General features: G+C 54.5%; 26 protein-coding genes and 1 pseudogene. 12 read left to right on the plus strand and 15 right to left on the minus strand.

Annotated elements, in window-relative coordinates; genetic code table 11:
- Positions 1-29: 29 nt before the first annotated feature.
- The 9 genes and pseudogenes from ptsN to ACOTWU_RS04470 form a co-directional block, all read right to left on the minus strand.
- The gene (gene ptsN / locus ACOTWU_RS04430) at positions 30-521 is read right to left on the minus strand and encodes a PTS IIA-like nitrogen regulatory protein PtsN (protein WP_003861869.1); all 492 of its coding nucleotides are present in this window, start codon (positions 519-521) and stop codon (positions 30-32) included.
- Positions 522-603: 82 nt separating this feature from the next.
- Positions 604-891: a ribosome hibernation promoting factor gene (gene hpf, locus ACOTWU_RS04435; RefSeq protein WP_003861866.1), complete on the minus strand. Its 288-nt coding sequence runs from the start codon at positions 889-891 to the stop codon at positions 604-606.
- 22 nt (positions 892-913) lie between these two features.
- Positions 914-2346: pseudogene (gene rpoN, locus ACOTWU_RS04440) on the minus strand (RNA polymerase factor sigma-54).
- Between the two features lie 47 nt (positions 2347-2393).
- Positions 2394-3119, minus strand: coding sequence for an LPS export ABC transporter ATP-binding protein (gene lptB, locus ACOTWU_RS04445; RefSeq protein WP_003861862.1), 726 nt, complete (start codon positions 3117-3119; stop codon positions 2394-2396).
- A gap of 6 nt (positions 3120-3125) precedes the next feature.
- Entirely contained in the window at positions 3126-3680 is a 555-nt protein-coding gene (gene lptA / locus ACOTWU_RS04450) for a lipopolysaccharide ABC transporter substrate-binding protein LptA (RefSeq protein ID WP_006812136.1), read from the minus strand.
- The gene (gene lptC / locus ACOTWU_RS04455; protein ID WP_015571983.1) at positions 3649-4224 is read right to left on the minus strand and encodes an LPS export ABC transporter periplasmic protein LptC; all 576 of its coding nucleotides are present in this window, start codon (positions 4222-4224) and stop codon (positions 3649-3651) included. Before lptC ends, lptA begins: the two co-directional genes overlap by 32 nt.
- Positions 4221-4787, minus strand: a complete 567-nt coding sequence (kdsC, locus tag ACOTWU_RS04460) for a 3-deoxy-manno-octulosonate-8-phosphatase KdsC (RefSeq protein WP_017693909.1) — start codon at positions 4785-4787, stop codon at positions 4221-4223. Before kdsC ends, lptC begins: the two co-directional genes overlap by 4 nt.
- A 14-nt stretch (positions 4788-4801) precedes the next feature.
- On the minus strand, positions 4802-5788 hold the full coding sequence (kdsD, locus tag ACOTWU_RS04465) for an arabinose-5-phosphate isomerase KdsD (RefSeq protein ID WP_003861853.1): 987 nt from the start codon (positions 5786-5788) through the stop codon (positions 4802-4804).
- A 13-nt stretch (positions 5789-5801) separates the two neighbouring features.
- Positions 5802-6779, minus strand: coding sequence for a calcium/sodium antiporter (locus ACOTWU_RS04470; protein WP_003861852.1), 978 nt, complete (start codon positions 6777-6779; stop codon positions 5802-5804).
- A gap of 227 nt (positions 6780-7006) precedes the next feature.
- On the opposite strand from ACOTWU_RS04470, the gene mlaF reads away from it, so the two are divergent.
- The 7 genes from mlaF (at position 7007) to murA (ending at position 11800) form a co-directional block, all read left to right on the plus strand.
- Positions 7007-7819 carry a phospholipid ABC transporter ATP-binding protein MlaF gene (gene mlaF, locus ACOTWU_RS04475; protein ID WP_017382730.1) on the plus strand — a complete coding sequence of 271 codons (813 nt, stop codon included), beginning with the start codon at positions 7007-7009 and terminating at the stop codon, positions 7817-7819.
- A gap of 7 nt (positions 7820-7826) precedes the next feature.
- Positions 7827-8609: a lipid asymmetry maintenance ABC transporter permease subunit MlaE gene (gene mlaE, locus ACOTWU_RS04480; RefSeq protein ID WP_003861848.1), complete on the plus strand. Its 783-nt coding sequence runs from the start codon at positions 7827-7829 to the stop codon at positions 8607-8609.
- Positions 8610-8613: 4 nt separating this feature from the next.
- Entirely contained in the window at positions 8614-9162 is a 549-nt protein-coding gene (mlaD, locus tag ACOTWU_RS04485) for an outer membrane lipid asymmetry maintenance protein MlaD (RefSeq protein WP_006812131.1), read from the plus strand.
- Positions 9163-9180: 18 nt separating this feature from the next.
- Positions 9181-9816 carry a phospholipid-binding protein MlaC gene (mlaC, locus tag ACOTWU_RS04490; RefSeq protein WP_006812130.1) on the plus strand — a complete coding sequence of 212 codons (636 nt, stop codon included), beginning with the start codon at positions 9181-9183 and terminating at the stop codon, positions 9814-9816.
- Entirely contained in the window at positions 9816-10109 is a 294-nt protein-coding gene (gene mlaB, locus ACOTWU_RS04495) for a lipid asymmetry maintenance protein MlaB (protein ID WP_032649664.1), read from the plus strand. Before mlaC ends, mlaB begins: the two co-directional genes overlap by 1 nt.
- 126 nt (positions 10110-10235) lie before the next feature.
- The gene (gene ibaG / locus ACOTWU_RS04500) at positions 10236-10490 is read left to right on the plus strand and encodes a BolA family iron metabolism protein IbaG (RefSeq protein WP_003861840.1); all 255 of its coding nucleotides are present in this window, start codon (positions 10236-10238) and stop codon (positions 10488-10490) included.
- 50 nt (positions 10491-10540) lie between these two features.
- A complete protein-coding gene (murA, locus tag ACOTWU_RS04505) occupies positions 10541-11800 on the plus strand; it encodes a UDP-N-acetylglucosamine 1-carboxyvinyltransferase (protein ID WP_006812128.1) in 1260 nt (419 codons plus the stop codon).
- 63 nt (positions 11801-11863) lie between these two features.
- Here murA and sfsB read toward each other — a convergent pair whose 3' ends face one another.
- The gene (gene sfsB, locus ACOTWU_RS04510; RefSeq protein WP_020480545.1) at positions 11864-12151 is read right to left on the minus strand and encodes a DNA-binding transcriptional regulator SfsB; all 288 of its coding nucleotides are present in this window, start codon (positions 12149-12151) and stop codon (positions 11864-11866) included.
- A 229-nt stretch (positions 12152-12380) separates the two neighbouring features.
- A complete protein-coding gene (gene ispB / locus ACOTWU_RS04515; RefSeq protein ID WP_006812126.1) occupies positions 12381-13352 on the minus strand; it encodes an octaprenyl diphosphate synthase in 972 nt (323 codons plus the stop codon).
- 257 nt (positions 13353-13609) lie between these two features.
- Here ispB and rplU point away from each other — a divergent pair, with 257 nt between their 5' ends.
- From rplU to cgtA, 4 genes are all read left to right on the plus strand, one after another.
- Complete coding sequence (rplU, locus tag ACOTWU_RS04520) at positions 13610-13921, plus strand: 50S ribosomal protein L21 (RefSeq protein ID WP_003025032.1); 312 nt, start codon at positions 13610-13612, stop codon at positions 13919-13921.
- 19 nt (positions 13922-13940) lie between these two features.
- Positions 13941-14198 (plus strand): 50S ribosomal protein L27, encoded by a 258-nt coding sequence (gene rpmA, locus ACOTWU_RS04525; protein WP_003861831.1) that lies wholly within the window; start codon positions 13941-13943, stop codon positions 14196-14198.
- Between the two features lie 95 nt (positions 14199-14293).
- The gene (locus tag ACOTWU_RS04530) at positions 14294-15259 is read left to right on the plus strand and encodes a DMT family transporter (RefSeq protein WP_015571979.1); all 966 of its coding nucleotides are present in this window, start codon (positions 14294-14296) and stop codon (positions 15257-15259) included.
- A 15-nt stretch (positions 15260-15274) separates the two neighbouring features.
- Positions 15275-16450 carry an Obg family GTPase CgtA gene (cgtA, locus tag ACOTWU_RS04535; protein ID WP_006812124.1) on the plus strand — a complete coding sequence of 392 codons (1176 nt, stop codon included), beginning with the start codon at positions 15275-15277 and terminating at the stop codon, positions 16448-16450.
- A 33-nt stretch (positions 16451-16483) separates the two neighbouring features.
- Here the strand turns inward: cgtA and pmrB are convergent, their stop codons facing one another.
- Genes pmrB through dacB form a run of 3 tightly spaced genes read right to left on the minus strand, consistent with a single transcriptional unit; the run spans position 16484 to position 19622 of the window.
- Positions 16484-17527: a two-component system sensor histidine kinase PmrB gene (gene pmrB / locus ACOTWU_RS04540; RefSeq protein ID WP_017693913.1), complete on the minus strand. Its 1044-nt coding sequence runs from the start codon at positions 17525-17527 to the stop codon at positions 16484-16486.
- Positions 17524-18186 (minus strand): two-component system response regulator PmrA, encoded by a 663-nt coding sequence (gene pmrA, locus ACOTWU_RS04545; RefSeq protein WP_015571977.1) that lies wholly within the window; start codon positions 18184-18186, stop codon positions 17524-17526. Before pmrA ends, pmrB begins: the two co-directional genes overlap by 4 nt.
- Before the next feature lie 2 nt (positions 18187-18188).
- Entirely contained in the window at positions 18189-19622 is a 1434-nt protein-coding gene (dacB, locus tag ACOTWU_RS04550) for a serine-type D-Ala-D-Ala carboxypeptidase (RefSeq protein ID WP_015571976.1), read from the minus strand.
- 228 nt (positions 19623-19850) lie between these two features.
- Here dacB and greA point away from each other — a divergent pair, with 228 nt between their 5' ends.
- A complete protein-coding gene (gene greA / locus ACOTWU_RS04555) occupies positions 19851-20327 on the plus strand; it encodes a transcription elongation factor GreA (protein ID WP_006812122.1) in 477 nt (158 codons plus the stop codon).
- A 151-nt stretch (positions 20328-20478) separates the two neighbouring features.
- On the opposite strand, the gene yhbY is transcribed toward greA, so the two are convergent.
- Complete coding sequence (gene yhbY, locus ACOTWU_RS04560; protein ID WP_252049360.1) at positions 20479-20772, minus strand: ribosome assembly RNA-binding protein YhbY; 294 nt, start codon at positions 20770-20772, stop codon at positions 20479-20481.
- Between the last annotated feature and the right edge of the window lie 51 nt (positions 20773-20823).

Below are 20823 nucleotides of genomic sequence, written 5' to 3' on the forward strand. Positions count from 1 at the left end.
GGGCAGCCGTTCTGAAGGCCCTTTCCCGATTATGCCTCATCCTGATTGCCTTCTGCTTCAGTGATAATTTGATAAAGCTCTTCATCACTTTGGGCTGAGCGCAGTCGACGACAAATGGTTTTATCCGCCAGACGTTTGGCAACCAGCGACAGCGTGTGCAGGTGGGTTTTGGTCTGATCGGCAGGAACCAGCAGCGCGAAAAGCAGATCCACAGGCTGGTTATCGATGGCGTCAAAAGCGATAGGCGTTTCCAGTTGCACAAACACCCCCACGGCACGCAGCGTATCTTCTTCCAGCTTGCCATGCGGGATCGCAATGCCATTGCCGATGCCGGTACTGCCCATTTTTTCACGGGTCAGAATGGCTTCAAACACGATCTGCGGCGGCAGACCCAGCTGTTTTGCGGCCAGCTCACTGATGATTTCCAGCGCACGTTTTTTGCTCTGGCAGTGAACGCCACTGCGGGTACAATCCTGGTTAAGGACATTGCTCAGTTGAAGAGCGGAATCGTTGTTTATCATAATTTCACCTAAGCGCTAACTGTACAAATGGCCTGTTGTGTTTCACAACAGGCCGTCCTGCACCCGTTAACTGCCCGGACAATTAGTGTTGTTTCAGTTTATCTTTATGTTTATTGAGCTGTCTCGCAAGCTTATCAATCAAGCCGTCGATAGCCGCGTACATGTCTTGCCCTTCCGCACTGGCATGGAGTTCCCCTCCGTTGACGTGCAGGGTCGCATCCGAGATATGCGTCACTTTCTCCACTTTCAACACAACATAGACCTGGTTGATCCTCTCGAAATACTGCTCGAGTTTCGCAAACTTAGTGTTTACAAAATCGCGTAAAGCCTCAGTAATCTCGACGTTATGTCCGGTGATATTGAGCTGCATAGTGTCTTCCTTATCGGTTGTGTCAAACCAGTTGTTTACGCTGGTTAGACGGCGGAATGGATAAAGACTCTCGATACTTCGCGACAGTACGACGTGCCACCATAATACCCTGATCGGACAGCATGGTGGTTAACTTACTGTCACTGAGTGGCTTCGCGGGGTTCTCCGCGGCGATCAACTTCTTCACCAGTGCGCGAATAGCCGTTGACGAGGCCTCGCCGCCGCCTTCGGTGTTCACGTGGCTGGAGAAGAAATACTTAAGCTCAAAAATACCGCGTGGGCTGTGCAGATATTTCTGCGTGGTCACGCGGGAAATGGTTGATTCATGCATCTCGACGGCCTGGGCGATGTCTGCCAGCACCATCGGTTTCATAAACTCTTCGCCCTGCTCAAAGAACGCCTGCTGCTGTTCGACAATACAGCGGCTGACGCGCAGCAGCGTGTCATTACGGCTCTCCAGGCTCTTGATCAACCAGCGTGCTTCCTGAAGGTTGCTGCGAATGTATTGATTATCAGCGTCATTACGTGCGCTGGTGCACATGGAGGCGTATTGCTGGTTGATTTGCAGGCGAGGAATGCTGTCGGCGTTCAGTTCAACGACCCAGCGGCCATTGTGTTTTCTCACCAGCACATCAGGAATGACATATTCCGGTTCGCTGGTCTGGATCGACTGCCCCGGACGCGGATCGAGCGACTGGATCAGATTCACCGCTTCCTTCAGCACCTCTTCTTTCAGGCGCGTGACGCGCATCAGGGTGCGGAAGTCATGATTCGCCAGCAGATCCAGATGATCGCTGATGATGAGCCGGGCTTCGTCAATCCACGGTGTCTCTTTGGCAAACTGCGAAAGCTGGATCAGAAGGCAGTCGCGCAGATCTTTCGCGGCGACGCCAATCGGGTCGAAGCGCTGAACGCGTTTCAGGACGGCTTCAATCTCTTCCAGTTCAATCTCGTCATTGCCGATGCTTTCCAGAATCTCGTCCAGCGTCACGGTCAAATAGCCCGTGTCGTCAACGGCATCGACAATCGAGGTGGCAATGGCGCGATCGGTATCGGAGAAAGGGGTCAGCTCTACCTGCCACATCAGGTAGTCCTGAAGCGACTGGGTGGTTCGCCCTGGTAGACCGGGAGTTCATCGTCCTGGTAGTCTGCGCGCGTCCCGGAAGGGGTACCCGCGGTGTAGATTTCATCCCAGCTGGCATCCAGCGGCAGTTCGTCCGGCATCTCTTTCTGTTCGAGCGCATCTACGGAGTCGAGCGTTTCTGTGTCCTGCGTCTGCTGGGCGTCTACCTCGTCATGAAGATCGGTTTGCTCCAGCAGCGGATTGCTGTCCAGCGCCTGCTGGAGCTCCTGCTGGAGTTCTAACGTGGACAGCTGCAACAGACGGATTGCCTGCTGTAGCTGCGGCGTCATGGCCAGTTGCTGGCTGAGCCGTAATTGCAAACCTTGCTTCATGTTCAGAGCGTTTTTCTCCGGTTCGGCGTGACTTAACCTCTACCCTATCAGAGTCTGAAGTCTTCCCCAAGGTACACGCGCTTAACATGCTCATCTTCGAGGATTTGCTGCGGCGTACCGTGGGCAATCAGATGGCCCTGGCTCACTATGTAGGCGCGCTCACACACGGCCAGCGTTTCACGAACGTTATGGTCCGTGATCAGTACGCCAAGCCCGCTGTCGCGCAGGTGCTCAATGATACGTTTGATATCGATAACGGAGATGGGGTCAACGCCCGCAAACGGTTCATCCAGCAGGATGAATTTTGGGTTTGCTGCCAGCGCGCGCGCAATCTCAACGCGGCGGCGTTCACCACCGGACAGCGCCTGGCCGAGGCTGTCACGCAGATGTTCGATATGAAACTCTTCCATCAGCTCGTTCGCACGGTCAGTGCGCTGCTCGCTGGTCAGATCGTCACGGATCTGGAGCACGGCCATCAGGTTGTCGAACACGCTTAAGCGGCGGAAAATAGACGCTTCCTGCGGCAAATAGCCGATGCCACGACGCGCGCGGGCATGAAGCGGCAGCAGGCTGATATCTTCATCATCGATGATGATGTTGCCGGCGTCACGCGGGACGATGCCCACCACCATGTAGAAGGTCGTGGTTTTACCCGCCCCGTTAGGGCCAAGCAAACCCACGATTTCGCCGGAGTTGACGGTCAGACTGACATCTTCGACGACGCGGCGGCCCTTATACGCTTTCGCGAGGTTTTTTGCAGTTAAAGTTGCCATAACGAATTAGTTACTCTTTTTCTGTGCCGGAGCCTGACCGTTGTTCTTGTCCTGCAACTGCGAAGGCACAAGCACGGTCGTGACGCGTTTGCCTTTTTCGCTGGAGGCCTGCATTTTCTGCTCTTTCACCAGATAGGTGATCTTGTCGCCTTTGATATTGCTGTCCAGCTGTTCCAGGTAAGCATTACCGGTCAGGATGACCAGATCCTTCGCCAGTTCATAGTGCATATGCGAGGCATGGCCTTTCACCGGCTTGCCGTTGTCCTGCATCTGGTAGAAGGTGGCCGGGTTGCCATAACCATCGATAATCTCTTTGCCCTGCTCGCCGCCCGGACGGGTAACGACCACTTTGTCGGCGTTGATTTTAATTGTGCCCTGGGTCATGACGACGTTGCCGGTAAAGGTGACGACGTTACCCTGCATATCCAGAGACTGGGTATCGGATTCAATATGAATCGGCTGTTCGGTGTCGCCAGTCACAGCAAGCGCGGGAAGACTGGCCGCCAGCAGCGCGCTGGCGATAACAACTTTAAGGCTGAGTTTGTTTGTTTTGAATTTCATAGGAGGTTCTAACCTTTTCAATCAGCTCGGCGTTTTTGCTGCGTAAGTTCCCGCGCATTCTTAAACCGCTGGAATTAAATGTTGTGCCATACAGGGTGACTAAATCCTGCGACGTGACATCCTGGGTGACCAGGTTGATCTGGGCGTTATCCGTCGTAATTTTTCGCAGTTGCGCGTCAGCGGTCAGGGCGTTGACTTCAACGTGACCATACAGGTAAAGCATACGGTCATTTGTCAGTTTTGCCCGGTCAGACTTGATAGACCACGTCGGCACTTTGTCCGTATCAAAGGTGGTCATGACCGGTTGGGTAAACCACGAGGTACCGTCATCTGAAAAATATTCTACATGCTGAGCAACGAGGCGATAGTTCAGCGCGCCTTCCGGGCTATAGACCACGGTGTCGCTGTGATCGCTTTTATAGGTCGGGTCGCTCGTGTTAACCACTTCCGCTTGCGTATCATCGCGGTCAGCGAGGTTGACGCCAATCAGTACCAGGGCGACAAGCGCAAGCAGAATGATAACCCAACGTCTGGTTTTACTCATATCGATTGCCCTTTCGCCTCATCAAGCTTGCCCTGCGACAGCAGAAGCAGATCGCAGACTTCACGGACGGCGCCGCGGCCACCGTGAATATGGGTAACGTAATCAGCACGCGGGATCAGCAGCGGGTGCGCGTCAGCCACGGCGATGCTCAGACCCACCTCCGCCATCACTGGCCAGTCGATCAAATCATCCCCGACGTATGCCACATTCTCTGGTGCAATGGCCAGTTTTCCCAGCAGATCCCGGAAAGCTACCATCTTATCAGACTGCCCCTGATAGAGATGGGTAATGCCCAGCGTTTCACACCGATCTTCTACCAGTTTAGCTTTCCGCCCGGTGATGATTGCAACTTCAATTCCGGACGTGAGCGCACAGCGGATACCGTAACCGTCGCGAACGTTAAAGGCTTTCAGCTCTTCGCCGTTATTGCCCATATAAATCAGACCGTCGGAGAGCACACCATCCACATCGAGGATCAGCAGGCGGATATTTTCCGCCTTTGCCATCATGTGGGCGCTCACCGGGCCATAACAGGTTGCAAGGGATGCACCCGCATTACTCATTGTCTTATCCTTCATTACACTACGCCAGCGCGCAGCAGATCATGCATATGTACCACACCCAGCAGTTGGTCGCCATCGGCAACCATCACTGAGGTAATATGACGGGACTGCATCAGGTTCAGCACATCTACCGCCAGCGTGCCCGGACGGACGCGGATCCCGCCTGGCGTCATCACATCAGCAATGCCCAGCGTTCGGACATCCACACCCATATCGAATACCCGGCGCAGGTCGCCGTCGGTGAAAATGCCCTGAATCTTCATCAGATCGTCGCAGATAACCGTCATGCCCAGGTTTTTACGGGTGATCTCCAGTAACGCGTCGCGCAAAGAGGCCTCTTTGCTCACGTGCGGGATCTCATCTCCGGTGTGCATAATATCGTTAACCCGCAGCAGCAGTTTGCGCCCGAGCGCGCCGCCGGGATGAGACAGGGCAAAATCTTCAGGCGTAAAACCGCGGGCTTCCAGCAGCGCAACGGCAAGGGCATCGCCCATCACCAGCGCGGCGGTTGTGCTGGAGGTCGGCGCCAGCCCCAGCGGACAGGCTTCTTTAGGCACTTTCACGCACAGGTGAATATCCGCCGCACGCGCCATGCTGCTTTCCGGTCGGCTGGTCATGCAAATCAGCGGTACGTGCAGACGCTTCAGCACCGGGATCAACGCCAGGATTTCATTCGATTCCCCGGAGTTGGACAGCGCAATAACCACGTCCTGCGGCGTAACCATGCCGAGGTCACCGTGCGCGGCTTCACCGGGATGAACGAAGAATGACGACGTGCCGGTACTGGCAAAGGTCGCCGCCATTTTGCGTCCGATATGGCCGGATTTGCCCATCCCCATCACCACGACTTTGCCGGCACAGTAGAACATCTTCTCACAGGCCAGACTAAAATCCTGATTAATGTACTGATCTAACTGCGCCAGACCTTCACGTTCAATCTCCAGAACGTCTTTGCCTGCTTTCTGAAAGTCAAAACCCGGCTGCAATTCTATTTGCGACATAATGCGTTTCCGTTTACCCAGAGAGAAGAGGCGAAAGCCAGTACAGCATCGCCAGCCATACGATAAATCCACCCGTCAGCAGCGCGCCTGCGCCTTTGCCGATCTGCTCTTTTCGCCGCCAGCAGAGCAGGGCGAAAATCACGCTGACCAGCAGCATCACACCGTAATCGCGCGTGAAAACCATAGGGTTAAACGGCCCCGGCGAGATTAGCGCCGGCAGCCCTGTCACGATCGCGATATTGAAAATATTCGAGCCGATGATATTGCCGATGGCGATATCATCTTCCCCTTTACGCGCCCCGGCGATGGCGGTGGCCAGCTCTGGCAGGCTGGTGCCGATGGCGATTACCGTCAGACCGATTGTCAGTTCGCTCATCGCAAACGCGTTCGCCAGCACCGTCGCGTTATCGACCACCATCCGCGTGGCCATTGGCATGATGATCAGCGCGACGCCCAGCCACAGCAGGGCGACGGGTAAGGTCCCTTCCCGGGGCAGCTCGGCGAGATGCTCACGCGTAAGGCTATCGTTACCCTGTTTTTCCGCCAGACGTGCGATCTTCACGCTGTAAAGCAACCAGATCACGGCCAGGGCGAGCAGGAATATACCGTCACCGACGCTCAGCACCCCGTCATAAAGTACGTAGCCTGCCAGCAGACTGACGACTAACATTAACGGCAATTCCCGGCGCAAAACATCAGAATGCACGCGAAATGGATGCAGTAATGCGGCTAAGCCTAAAATCAGTAAGATATTGACGATGTTAGAGCCAATCGCGGTGCCGATAGCGAGGTCGACCTGCCCATGCAGCGAGGCTGAAACAGAAACGATGATTTCAGGAAGCGATGTGCCTACACTGACCACCGTCATGCCGATAATGATGGGCGGCATGCCAATGAGTCGACAGAGAATGGATGCGGCAAAGACCAAACGGTCAGCACTGTAGACCACCAACAGTAAACCAATTATTAACAGTGCTGTTGCTAAAAGCATCAAAAGTCCTTTCTTCAGGTATACTCGCTGGTCCACTGCGCACGAATGTTGGCGCCAGATGAAGTCTGAGACGTAACGAATTCCTAATTTTGACTTTATGCGCCGGAAAAGTAAAACAAATGCCAGCTTTCGCTAACCCCAATAGTGAATATTCTGTAAAAATGCGGGGTTTAGGGCTGATTTACGCTTCATGCCAGCCGTGAAGCAAGGTAAGTAAGGAACCATAAATGAGCCAAACGATGGCGAATATAGTCGATGTCCGGGGCGTCAGTTTTTCTCGCGGCAACCGGTTAATATTTGATGATATTTCGCTGACCGTGCCGCGCGGTAAAATCACCGCCATCATGGGGCCGTCAGGGATCGGTAAAACCACGTTGCTGCGTCTTATCGGCGGGCAAATCCCCCCTGACAGCGGCGAAATTCTCTTCGACGGCGAAAATGTCCCGGCGATGTCTCGCTCGCGCCTCTACACGGTTCGCAAACGGATGAGCATGCTCTTTCAGTCGGGCGCGCTGTTCACGGATATGAACGTTTTTGACAACGTGGCCTATCCGTTGCGTGAGCACACCCATCTTCCTCCTGAGCTGTTGCACAGTACGGTGATGATGAAGCTTGAAGCCGTGGGGCTGCGGGGGGCTGCGAAACTCATGCCGTCCGAACTCTCGGGTGGGATGGCGCGCCGCGCCGCGCTGGCGCGTGCTATTGCCCTGGAACCCGATTTAATCATGTTCGATGAACCGTTCGTCGGGCAGGACCCCATCACCATGGGCGTGCTGGTGAAGTTAATTTCGGAGCTGAACAGCGCCCTTGGCGTCACCTGCGTGGTGGTTTCCCACGACGTGCCGGAAGTGCTGAGTATCGCTGATTACGCCTATATTGTGGCTGACAAAAAGATCGTCGCCCACGGCAGCGCGCAGGCGTTGCAGGAGAATGGCGATCCGCGCGTGCGGCAGTTCCTGGACGGTATCGCAGATGGGCCGGTGCCTTTCCGCTATCCGGCGGGCGACTATCATGACGATTTACTCGGAATAGGGAGTTAAGCCACTCATGCTGTTAAATGCGTTGGCGGGTCTTGGACACCGTGGCCTAAAAACCATCAGTACGTTCGGGCGTGCCGGATTAATGTTGTTCAACGCGCTGGTCGGCAAACCGGAGTTCCGCAAGCATGCGCCGTTACTGGTACGGCAGCTTTATAACGTCGGCGTGCTGTCGATGCTTATCATCATCGTGTCGGGTCTGTTTATTGGCATGGTGCTGGGGTTGCAGGGGTATCTGGTGCTGACAACCTACAGCGCGGAAACCAGCCTTGGCATGCTGGTGGCGCTCTCGCTGCTGCGTGAACTCGGGCCGGTGGTTGCCGCGCTGCTGTTCGCCGGGCGTGCCGGGTCAGCGTTGACGGCGGAAATTGGCCTGATGCGCGCCACCGAGCAGCTCTCCAGTATGGAGATGATGGCAGTCGATCCGCTGCGCCGGGTAATCTCGCCGCGCTTCTGGGCCGGGGTTATCTCCTTGCCGTTACTGACTATCCTCTTTGTGGCGGTAGGTATCTGGGGAGGCGCGCTGGTTGGCGTTAACTGGAAAGGCATTGATGCCGGATTCTTCTGGTCTGCCATGCAGGACGCCATCGATCTGCGGATGGATCTAGTGAACTGTCTGATCAAGAGCGTGGTTTTCGCTGTGACGGTTACCTGGATTGCGTTGTTTAATGGTTACGATGCCATTCCGACGTCGGCGGGCATTAGCCGTGCAACGACGCGTACTGTCGTACATTCGTCGCTGGCCGTTTTAGGTCTGGATTTTGTGCTCACCGCACTGATGTTTGGGAATTGAGTTCATGCAAACGAGAAAAAATGAAATTTGGGTTGGCGTGTTTCTGCTTCTGGCGCTGCTGGCCGCGCTGTTCATCTGCCTGCGAGCGGCGGACATCACCTCTGTTCGCGCCGAGCCGACGTATCGTGTCTACGCGACTTTCGATAACATCGGCGGCCTGAAAGCGCGCTCACCGGTGCGTATTGGTGGCGTCGTTATCGGACGTGTCGCTGACATTACGCTTGATGAGAAAACCTATCTGCCGCGCGTCGCGATGGATATCGAAGAGCGCTATAACCACATTCCGGACACCAGCTCGCTTTCTATCCGCACCTCTGGCCTGCTGGGGGAGCAATATCTGGCCCTTAACGTTGGTTTTGAAGATCCTGAGCTGGGAACGACTATCCTTAAAGACGGTAGCGTAATCCAGGATACCAAGTCAGCGATGGTGCTGGAAGATATGATTGGTCAGTTCCTTTACAACAGTAAAGGGGATGATAAAAAGTCTGACGATGCCCCTGCGCAGAGTGAAGACCACACCAACGTCGAACCGACGCCAGGCGCGACGAATTAATTTCAGGAGAAGTCATTCATGTTTAAACGACTGTTAATGGTTGCCATGCTGGTCATTGCCCCTCTTACCGCGGCGCACGCTGCGGATCAGAGTAACCCGTACAAACTGATGGATGAGGCCGCGAAGAAAACCTTCGACCGTCTTAAAAACGAACAGCCAAAAATCCGTTCTAACCCTGATTATCTGCGTGATGTGGTGGATCAGGAACTGCTGCCGTATGTGCAGATCAAGTATGCGGGCGCACTGGTGCTGGGCCGTTACTACAAAGATGCGACCCCTGCACAGCGCGAGGCTTACTTTGCGGCGTTCCGTGAATACCTGAAACAGGCTTACGGCCAGGCGCTGGCGATGTACCACGGGCAGACCTATCAGATTGCCCCTGAACAGCCGCTGGGCGATGCCACTATCATTCCTATTCGCGTGACGATTATCGATCCAAACGGTCGTCCACCGGTTCGTCTGGACTTCCAGTGGCGTAAAAACAGCCAGACCGGAAACTGGCAGGCGTACGACATGATCGCTGAAGGCGTCAGCATGATCACCACTAAACAGAACGAGTGGAGCGATCTGCTGCGCACTAAAGGCATCGATGGCCTGACGGCTCAGCTTCAGTCCATCTCTCGTCAGAAAATTACCCTGGACGAGAAGAAGTAATGTCACAGCAGCTTAGCTGGGCGCGTGACGGCGAGACGTTGACGCTGACGGGAGAGCTGGATCAGGATCTGCTTAACCCGCTGTGGGACGCTCGCCATAACGCGATGCAGGGCGTGACGCTGATTGATCTCCATGGCGTTACGCGGGTAGATACCGCCGGTATCGCCCTGCTGGCGCACCTGGTGGCCACGGGCAAAAAGCAGGGGAGTGGCGTTACCCTGACGGGGGTAAGCGATAACGTGATTACCCTTGCACAGCTTTACAATTTGCCCGAAGACGTATTACCTCGCTAATTTTTTCAGTACGTTACTTCTGAAAGCCCCGACAGTTTACGCGTCGGGGCTTTTTGCTTGTTTAAGACCGCGCCACTTTGCTCTAAGATGTTGAGCTTGTTTTCACTATCAGATGATGTAGACCCCATGGAAAATAATGAAATCCAGACTGTGCTGATGAATGCACTCTCCCTTCAGGAAGCCCACGTCTCTGGCGATGGCAGTCACTTCCAGGTTATTGCTGTGGGTGAGATGTTCGACGGAATGAGTCGCGTGAAGAAACAGCAGGCTGTGTACGCGCCGCTGATGGAATACATTGCGGATAACCGCATCCACGCCCTGTCGATTAAAGCGTTCACCCCACAGGAGTGGGCACGCGATCGCAAACTAAACGGTTTTTGAGCTGAGGGCGAAACGCCCGCAGCACGGTTGAATTTATAAGAGAGCAAACGATGGATAAATTTCGTGTACAGGGACCCACGCGTCTCCAGGGCGAAGTCACAATTTCTGGCGCTAAAAACGCCGCGCTGCCCATTCTTTTCGCTGCGCTGCTCGCAGAAGAGCCGGTAGAGATCCAGAACGTACCGAAGCTGAAAGATATCGACACGACCATGAAGTTGCTCGGCCAGTTGGGCACCAAAGTGGAGCGTAACGGTTCCGTCTGGATCGATGCCAGCAACGTGAACAACTTCTCAGCGCCGTATGAGCTGGTGAAAACCATGCGTGCTTCCATCTGGGCGCTTGGTCCGCTGGTGGCGCGTTTCGGTCAGGGACAGGTTTCACTGCCGGGCGGATGCGCTATCGGCGCGCGTCCCGTTGACCTGCATATCTTCGGCCTGGAAAAACTCGGCGCAGAGATCAAGCTGGAAGAGGGTTACGTTAAAGCATCCGTCAATGGTCGTCTGAAAGGCGCGCATATTGTCATGGACAAAGTGAGCGTGGGCGCAACGGTCACCATCATGTCGGCTGCTACGCTGGCAGAAGGCACTACCATCATCGAAAACGCCGCCCGTGAGCCGGAGATCGTGGATACCGCGAACTTCCTGGTCGCGCTGGGGGCGAAGATCAGCGGGCAGGGCACAGACCGTATCACCATCGAAGGCGTTGAACGTCTGGGTGGTGGTGTGTATCGCGTACTGCCAGATCGTATCGAAACCGGTACTTTCCTGGTGGCCGCGGCCATTTCTGGCGGTAAGATTGTCTGCCGTAACGCCCAGCCAGATACCCTGGATGCGGTGCTGGCGAAACTGCGCGATGCGGGTGCGGATATCGAAATCGGTGAAGACTGGATCAGCCTCGATATGCACGGGCAGCGTCCTAAAGCCGTTAACGTGCGTACTGCGCCACATCCGGCATTCCCGACGGATATGCAGGCACAGTTCACGCTGTTGAACCTGGTGGCCGAAGGCACAGGCTTCATCACGGAAACTATCTTCGAAAACCGTTTCATGCACGTACCGGAACTGATCCGTATGGGTGCGCATGCTGAGATTGAAAGCAACACGGTAATTTGCCACGGCGTTGAAAAACTGTCCGGTGCGCAGGTGATGGCGACCGATCTGCGCGCGTCTGCGAGCCTCGTATTGGCAGGTTGTATTGCGGAAGGGACTACCGTTGTCGATCGTATCTACCACATCGATCGTGGTTACGAGCGTATTGAGGACAAACTGCGCGCGCTGGGTGCAAATATCGAGCGTGTGAAGGGCGAGTAATCGTTCCGGCACCCCCCTGCCATAACAGGCCGGGGGATTGCTGTTCCTGTCAATCCTGGTGCATCAGTCCTGATGTGCTTTCTTCGTTTTGCCCTGGCGCATCATGCGCGTTCTGTCGATAAATTCATGGGTAATAGGATCGTGGTAGCGTGACGGCCATATCACCCACGGATGCGTATCCAGCGCCGTCGCGATAATCAGTTCCCCCTTCGGCCATGGGCGGGTCAGGGCGTTTGCCAGCGTCGACGAGCTTAGCCCATGACGACGTGATTCGGCAGCCAGCGATGTTCCTTTTTTACGCAGTGCCGCAATAATGTCAGCAGAATGCCAGTCGATGAATTTTGTATCCATAATGCTGTCCTTGTGTTCGTTATCGTCCACGTCGTTTCGTGTGAAAAGACAGCATTACTATACTCACTTCGAACATGTGTTCTAAAAAGTTCATGTTACGAGAAGCAATATTCAGAATAAGGCACGGCTTTATACATGCGGCCTGTAACCCGATGGGCTTACGCGGAAATGTAATTTATTGGTGCGTACTGGAATCTCCCTGCGTGGGCGCAGGGAGATGAGGAGGGGATTAACGGTCGCGCTGGACGGCGATGTGCGCGAGGCCGATTAGCGCATCACGCCATGGGCTGTCGGGAATGACCTGAATGGCGGCGATGGCTTTGTCTGCTTCTTCTTCAGCGCGCTGACGCGTCCATTCCAGGGAGCCGCAGATAGCCATTGTTTCCAGTACCGGTTCCAGAAGATGGCGTCCATTTCCCTGCTCGATAGCCTCCCGGATCATTTTCGCCTGCTCTGGTGTGCCATTGCGCATCGCGTGGAGCAGCGGCAGCGTTGGCTTGCCTTCGTTCAGGTCATCGCCGACGTTTTTACCGAGCGTTTCGCCATCCGCGCTGTAGTCCAGCAAATCATCAATCAGCTGGAACGCGGTGCCGAGGTAACGGCCATAGTCCTGAAGGCCCTTTTCCTGAGCTTCGCTACAGCCTGCCAGAATGCCGGAGCATTGCGCGGCGGCTTCGAACAGACGTGCGGTCTTGCTGTAAATCACCCGCATATAGTTTTCTTCGGTGATGTCCGGGTCGTTGACGTTCATCAGCTGTAGGACTTCACCTTCAGCGATAACGTTCACGGCTTCTGACATCACTTCCAGCACCTTCAGCGAGCCAAGGCTGGTCATCATCTGGAAGGCGCGGGTATAGATAAAATCGCCTACCAGAACGCTTGCCGCATTACCAAACGCGGCGTTGGCGGTGGCTTTACCACGACGCATGTCTGATTCATCCACAACATCGTCGTGAAGTAGGGTGGCGGTGTGGATAAATTCGATCAGCGCCGCGATCGTGACGTGGGCATTTCCCTGATAGCCAACCGCGCGTGCGGCCAGAATGGCAATCATCGGACGAATACGTTTACCGCCGCCGCTGACGATGTAATAGCCCAACTGATTGATCAGCTGAACGTCAGAGTTGAGTTGCTCCAGGATTGCTGCATTCACACCCGCCATATCTTGCGCGGTTAACTCATTGATTTTTTCTAAATTCATCGCAAAAGCCGGGCTTTTTATCCTGTTTATCCCACACGAGATGGGTACACAAAGGGTTTCGGTTTATAAATAGTATTGCTGATTGTACTGAAAAAACGGCTCAGATAAACGTTACCGTACGTGTTGTGTTTTTTTTCTTCATGTATTGATGGTAGCACTTGTCAAAGGCTCGCGTTTTGCGTAATATTCGCGCCCTATTGTGAATATTTATAGCGCACTCTGAATCATACGAGGATGTGCGCGGAAGCGGAGTTTATATGTACGCGGTTTTCCAAAGTGGTGGTAAACAACACCGAGTAAGCGAAGGTCAGACCGTTCGCCTGGAAAAGCTGGACATCGCAACTGGCGAATCTGTTGAGTTCGCTGAAGTTCTGATGATCGCAAACGGTGAAGAAGTCAAAATCGGCGTTCCTTTCGTTGATGGCGGCGTTATCAAAGCTGAAGTTGTTGCTCACGGTCGTGGCGAGAAAGTTAAAATCGTTAAGTTTCGTCGTCGTAAACACTATCGTAAGCAGCAGGGCCACCGTCAGTGGTTCACTGATGTGAAAATTACTGGCATCAGCGCCTAAGACCTGAGGAGAGATTTAAATGGCACATAAAAAGGCTGGCGGCTCCACACGTAACGGTCGCGATTCAGAAGCTAAACGCCTGGGCGTTAAGCGTTTCGGTGGCGAATCCGTTCTGGCGGGTAGCATCATCGTTCGTCAGCGTGGCACCAAGTTCCACGCGGGTACCAACGTAGGTTGCGGTCGTGACCACACTCTGTTTGCTAAAGCAGACGGTAAAGTGAAATTTGAAGTTAAAGGCCCGAACAACCGTAAATACATCAGCATCGTTGCTGAGTAAGGTTTTCTCGGTCCGGTAACGGATTAAAGCCCCGCAACGTGTTGCGGGGCTTTTTACATTGGAAACCCGGAAAATTTTCTGTAGGGAAAACGGGCATGAAGCAGCAGGCCGGCATGGGTATTCTTTTGGCGCTCACTACCGCAATGTGCTGGGGTGCGCTGCCAATTGCAATGAAGCAGGTACTGGAAGTCATGGAGCCACCGACGGTGGTGTTTTATCGCTTCCTGATGGCAAGCATAGGCCTGGGCGCCATTCTGGCCGTCAAAGGTAAGCTGCCACCGCTGCGCATCTTCCGAAAACCGCGTTGGCTGGTGTTACTGGCTATCGCGACGGGCGGTCTGTTCGGTAACTTCATTCTGTTCAGCTCTTCCCTGCAATATCTTAGCCCTACAGCGTCGCAGGTGATTGGTCAACTTTCACCGGTCGGCATGATGGTCGCCAGCGTATTCATCCTCAAGGAGAAGATGCGCGGCACGCAGATCATCGGGGCAAGCATGCTGCTTTGCGGGCTGGTGATGTTCTTTAACACCAGCCTGATTGAGATTTTTACCCGCCTGACGGATTACACCTGGGGTGTCATTTTTGGGGTGGGTGCAGCAACGGTCTGGGTGAGTTATGGCGTCGCGCAAAAGGTGTTATTGCGCCGTCTTGCCTCACAGCAGATCCTCTTTTTGCTGTACACTTTGTGTACACTGGCATTATTGCCTTTAGCGAAGCCGGGTGTAATTACCCAGCTCAGCGACTGGCAACTGGCGTGCCTCATTTTTTGTGGGCTGAATACGCTGGTCGGTTATGGCGCTCTGGCTGAAGCCATGGCGCGCTGGCAGGCAGCACAGGTGAGCGCCTTAATCACGCTTACCCCGCTGTTTACGCTGTTATTTTCAGATTTGTTATCAATGGCCTGGCCCGATGTCTTCGTCAAGCCGATGCTCAACCTGTTGGGTTATCTCGGTGCGTTTGTCGTGGTTGCGGGCGCGATGTATTCCGCCATTGGTCATCGTCTCTGGGGGCGTTGGCGCAAAAATGAAGCGGTTGTAATAGTCCCCCGCTCAGGCGAATGAGTTACGGAGAGTAAAATGAAGTTTGTTGATGAAGCGACGATTCTGGTCGTGGCAGGTGATGGCGGTAACGGTTGTGTAAGCTTCCGCCGTGAAAAATATATTCCTCGTGGCGGTCCTGACGGCGGTGACGGTGGGGACGGTGGCGACGTGTGGCTGGAGGCGGATGAAAACCTCAACACGCTGATCGACTACCGTTTCGAAAAATCTTTCCGCGCCGAGCGTGGCCAGAACGGCCAGAGCCGCGACTGTACCGGTAAACGCGGTAAAGACGTGACGATCAAAGTGCCGGTGGGTACGCGTGTCATCGATCAGGGCACGGGCGAAACCATGGGTGATATGACCAAACACGGTCAGCGCCTGATGGTGGCGAAAGGCGGCTGGCATGGTCTGGGTAACAGCCGTTTCAAATCTTCCGTTAACCGTACCCCGCGTCAGAAAACCATGGGTACCCCGGGTGATAAGCGCGACCTGCAACTGGAACTGATGCTGCTGGCGGATGTGGGGATGCTGGGTATGCCAAACGCCGGTAAATCGACGTTTATCCGTGCGGTCTCTGCGGCGAAACCCAAAGTAGCGGATTATCCGTTTACGACGCTGGTGCCGAGCCTGGGCGTTGTCCGTATGGATAACGAGAAAAGCTTTGTTGTCGCTGACATCCCGGGTCTGATTGAAGGGGCAGCAGAAGGCGCCGGTCTGGGTATTCGCTTCCTGAAGCACCTTGAGCGTTGTCGCGTACTGTTGCACCTCATCGACATCGATCCAATCGACGGTTCCGATCCGGTTGAAAACGCCCGTATCATTATTGGCGAGCTGGAGAAATACAGTGAAAAACTGGCGCAAAAACCGCGCTGGCTGGTATTCAACAAGATCGACCTGATGGACAAAGCGGAAGCTGAAGCGAAAGCTAAAGCGATTGCCGACGCGATGGGTTGGGAAGATAAGTACTATCTGATCTCTGCCGCCAGCCAGGTTGGCGTGAAAGATCTCTGCTGGGATGTGATGACCTTTATCATCGAGAATCCGGTTGTTCAGGCAGAAGAGGCGAAACAGCCTGAAAAAGTCGAATTCATGTGGGATGACTACCACCGCCAGCAGCTCGAAGAGCTGGAAGCGGAAGAAGATGATGAAGACTGGGACGATGACTGGGATGAAGACGACGAAGAAGGCGTCGAGTTCATCTACAAGCACTAACCCCTGTATAAAGCCCCTTAACGGGGCTTTTTTTTATCCTATTTTCGCCGGTAACCAACAGCTGGCGATGAGGCCGCCCTCAGCGCCGTTCTCCAGCGTTAAATGGCCATGATGGAGTTGTACGATACGCTGTACGATGCTCAGCCCAAGGCCGCTGCCGCCGTAGCGCTGGTCGAGACGTCGGAAAGGTTCGGTGATCGACTGGCGGTGCGCCTCATCAATACCCGGCCCCTGATCGGTAACGCTCACCCGGGTACCGCCCTCCGTCGCTGTTAATGCCACTTCAATGGTTGTGCCTGCCGGGCTGTAGCGGGCGGCATTCTCCAGAAGGTTCCTTAGCATCAGACGTAACAGGACGGCGTCCCCCTGAACCGTCAGCACACTGTGGGCCGGCCATATTACCGTATGCTCTTTGGCTTCATGCTCCAGGCTGAGCGGAGCAATGATCGTCTCTGTCCAGTTCACGGTATCGTAATGGCCGCTGGCCATCGCCTGCCCGGCACGCGCCAGCATCAGCAGCTGTTCCACCGTGTGCATCAACTGATCGATACGGCTTATCAGTGGCGTGGCCTGCGGGGAACCGGACTGAGCCATCAGTTCCAGATGGAGCCTGATCCCCGCAAGCGGCGTACGTAACTCGTGTGCCGCATCGGCGGTAAACAGGCGTTCCTGTTGAATAGTGTGGTCCAGCCGGGCGAGGAGTTGATTGAGCGAGGTGGTCACAGCGCCTATCTCTTCCATATCGGAATACATCGGCAGGGGAGTCAGATTATCCGCCGAACGGTTCGCAAGGCTGGCGCGAAGTTTGTTGAGTGGTCGGGTGATCCAGGTGACTGCCCAGAATGAGAAGAGCAAGGTAAAACCGACCATCACCAGAGAAGGGACCAGCAGGGAGGCAATAGCTTCGCGGATCTCTTTTTCGACATGGTTGTTGCGCGCTTTGGCGGACAACGTTTCATTCACAAGAAAACCGATTTGCTCGCGGCTCTCATGCCACAGCCAGACTACGCTAATGAGTTGAAAAAATAGCAGAATAACCGCCAGCAACACCATTAATCGCCGGCGCATACTGTTCATTTCTGGCTCTCCAGACGGTAACCCACGCCGCGTACGGTTTTGATGCGATCTTTACCGAGCTTGCGCCGCAGATTATGAATGTGAACTTCAAGCGTGTTTGATCCTGGATCGTCCTGCCAGGAGTAGATGTCCTGTTGCAGCGTTTCGCGGTGCACGGTCTGCCCGCTGCGCATGATCAGGCGCGTCAGCAGAGCGAACTCTTTTGGCGTCACTTCCACAGGCTGAGACTGGCGCAGCACCTGCTGAGTTTGCAGATTGAGGGTGATATCTCCGTCCGTCAGCAGGTTGTCGCTGTGGCCCTGATAGCGGCGGATCAACGCCCGTACGCGAGCCTGTAGCTCGGCAAGGGCGAAGGGTTTTACCAGATAATCGTCAGCGCCAGAATCCAGCCCGTTAATTCTGTCTTCAATGGCATCGCGGGCGGTGAGAATCAAGACGGGATTCTCAACCCCGCGACGACGCCACTGGCAGAGTAGCGTCGCGCCGTCTTTATCCGGCAGCCCTAAATCCAGGATCACGAGGCTGTATTCACCGCTCTGGATCAGGGCATCTGCTTCAGCGGCCGTGGTGGCACAATCCAGGGCGTAGCCTTCATTCCCTAGCGCCAGCGCTAACCCTTCCTGCAATAACAGATCGTCTTCAACTATCAGTAGTTTCATCGCTAGTTATTCTGGTAGATGTCCTTATAGAGCCTGCTTTCGAAACGCACCAGTGGAATACGGCGATTGCGCTGGTCAGCCGGTTCGACGGCATAGCCGGAAAGATACTGCACAAATGCCATGCGTTGTCCGCTGGCGGTAGTGATAAAACCGGCAAGGTTGTAAACGCCTTGCAGGGAACCCGTTTTGGCTGACACTTTGCCATCCACGCCCGCAGCGTGAAGGCCCGCGCGGTACTGAAGAGAGCCGTCGTGTCCGGCAAGCGGCAGCATCGTAATAAAGTTTAGCTCAGCGTCATGCTGAGCAATGTACTGCAACACCTGCATCATGGTGGCCGGCGAGATCAGGTTATGACGCGATAAACCGGAACCATCAACGGCGATCGTATTGCCCAGATCGATACCCGCCTGCTGGCGCAGGATCTGACGTACGGCATCAGAACCGGCCCGCCAGGTGCCCGGCACACCAAATCGCGCGTGCCCAATCATGCGGAACACCGTGTCGGCAATCATGTTATCCGACTTTTTCAGCATAATCTTAAGCAAATCATGCAGTGGCGCGGACTGTTTGCTGGCGATCACCGTGCCTGGCTCATTCACCTGCGTCTGGCGCAGCAGCGTTCCGGTGTAGGTTATGCCCGCCTGCTTCAGTTCATCTTTAAAAATGGCACCGGCATAGCCCGCGCCATCCTGAATGGCGAAGGCCAGCGGGAGGGGATCGGACCGCTGGGTCAGGCAGCCGGTGAGCGTATAGCGATTGAGATCGCCCGGTACCACGTCCAGCTCGCAATACTGCGCCTCCGGGGAGCCTTTCGCCAGCGTCCGCACCTGGCTGAACATCGTGACCGGGTAGTATGAGGCCACGCGGATAAAAGCTAAGTCATTTGGTTTTGGCGCGCTGTAAAGCGATACGGAGAAGCAGTTACGGTCAACGATGGCGGCGGCTGGCGGGGCGCTAAAGCACTGCGTCATGTCGTTCCACGGCCAGCCAGGCGCTTTATCGTGGCTGGCGAAAATGGAGGTGTCGATCAGCACGTTGCCATCAATTTTTGTTACGCCGGATTTTTTCAGTACCGCCACCATATTGCGGACATCCTGGCGCTTAAAGGTGGGATCGCCACCAAAACGGGCGATAAGATCGCCTTTCAGTTCGCCACCCTCAACGTTACCTCTGGTTTCAAGGGTGGTAGTAAAACGGAAGTCAGGCCCGAGCTGGAGCAGGGCGGCGAGGGCAGTGATCACCTTCTGGGTACTGGCAGGCAGCGCCATCTGTTGACTGTGATAGTCAATCTCGGGAGCCTGCGCGCCAACCTTCTGCACCATCAGGGCAAGGTTCGCGCCGGCGGGCAGTTGATTAATGTACTCATCAACATTCGCGGCCTGAACGGTGAACGTTATACTGGTAGTCAATCCGATGATAAAACTGGAAAATCGCATAATCTCGCGCTAACAACCCGAAAACAAACCGTCATACTACGGTGCATGGCACTGTAAAGTAAACGATGACCCATAGTGAACTTCGCGGTAAAATGCGTATCAAATTGAAAAATTGCTGCTGACCTGGGGCGTTGCTCCCGGGTCGGTTTTCTTTTTGCTTCTGGCCTGTTCAGGTGGGCTGGAGCAGGGAACACTGCTCCCAACAGGAATGTTTAAGAGGTATAACAAATGCAAGCTATTCCGATGACCTTACGTGGTGCCGAAAAACTGCGCGAAGAGCTGGATTTTCTCAAATCCGTGCGTCGCCCTGAAATCATCGCCGCTATCGCGGAAGCGCGTGAGCATGGCGACCTGAAAGAGAATGCTGAATACCACGCGGCGCGTGAGCAGCAGGGTTTCTGTGAGGGGCGCATTAAAGATATCGAGGCGAAACTGTCTAACGCGCAGGTTATCGATATCACCAAAATGCCAAATAATGGCCGTGTGATCTTCGGCTCTACCGTCAGCGTCCTGAATCTGGACAACGACGAAGAGCAGACCTATCGCATCGTGGGTGATGATGAAGCGGACTTCAAACAGAACCTGATTTCGGTGAACTCGCCGATTGCTCGTGGCCTGATTGGCAAAGAGCAGGACGATGTGGTCACCATCCGCACCCCTGGTGGTGAAGTGGAATACGAAATTATTAAGGTTGAATACCTGTAATTCGCTTCTCTACTAAGATGTTGATACATTGTAAAGAAAAGAAAAAGGCCGCATAGCGGCCTTTTATCAACTCAAGGAGCATGGCATTTTGCTCGCCTGCTGAAAGAAATCCCTCGTTTCACACAGAAAATGTGTTCGATTCAGGATATCCTTAACGTGTCAGCGAGATTTTGCGCTCTTTTGATGGGCGATAGAGCACCAGCGTTTTACCGATGACCTGTACATTACAGGCGCCGGTTTCGCGCACGATGGCTTCCACGATCAGGTTTTTAGTGTCTCTGTCTTCAGAGGCGATTTTCACCTTGATCAGCTCGTGGTGTTCCAGCGCTTGTTCAATCTCGGCAAGCACCCCTTCGGTCAAACCATTGTTGCCAAGCATCACTACAGGCTTGAGCGGATGTGCCAGACCTTTAAGGTGCTGTTTTTGTTTAGTACTCAGATTCATCGTATATTTTTGCTTACGTTGGGATTGAAAACGGTTCATTCTACCGCCATC

This window comes from Enterobacter cloacae complex sp. GYL001, from assembly GCF_049237125.1.
Taxonomy (GTDB): domain Bacteria; phylum Pseudomonadota; class Gammaproteobacteria; order Enterobacterales; family Enterobacteriaceae; genus Enterobacter; species Enterobacter hormaechei_C.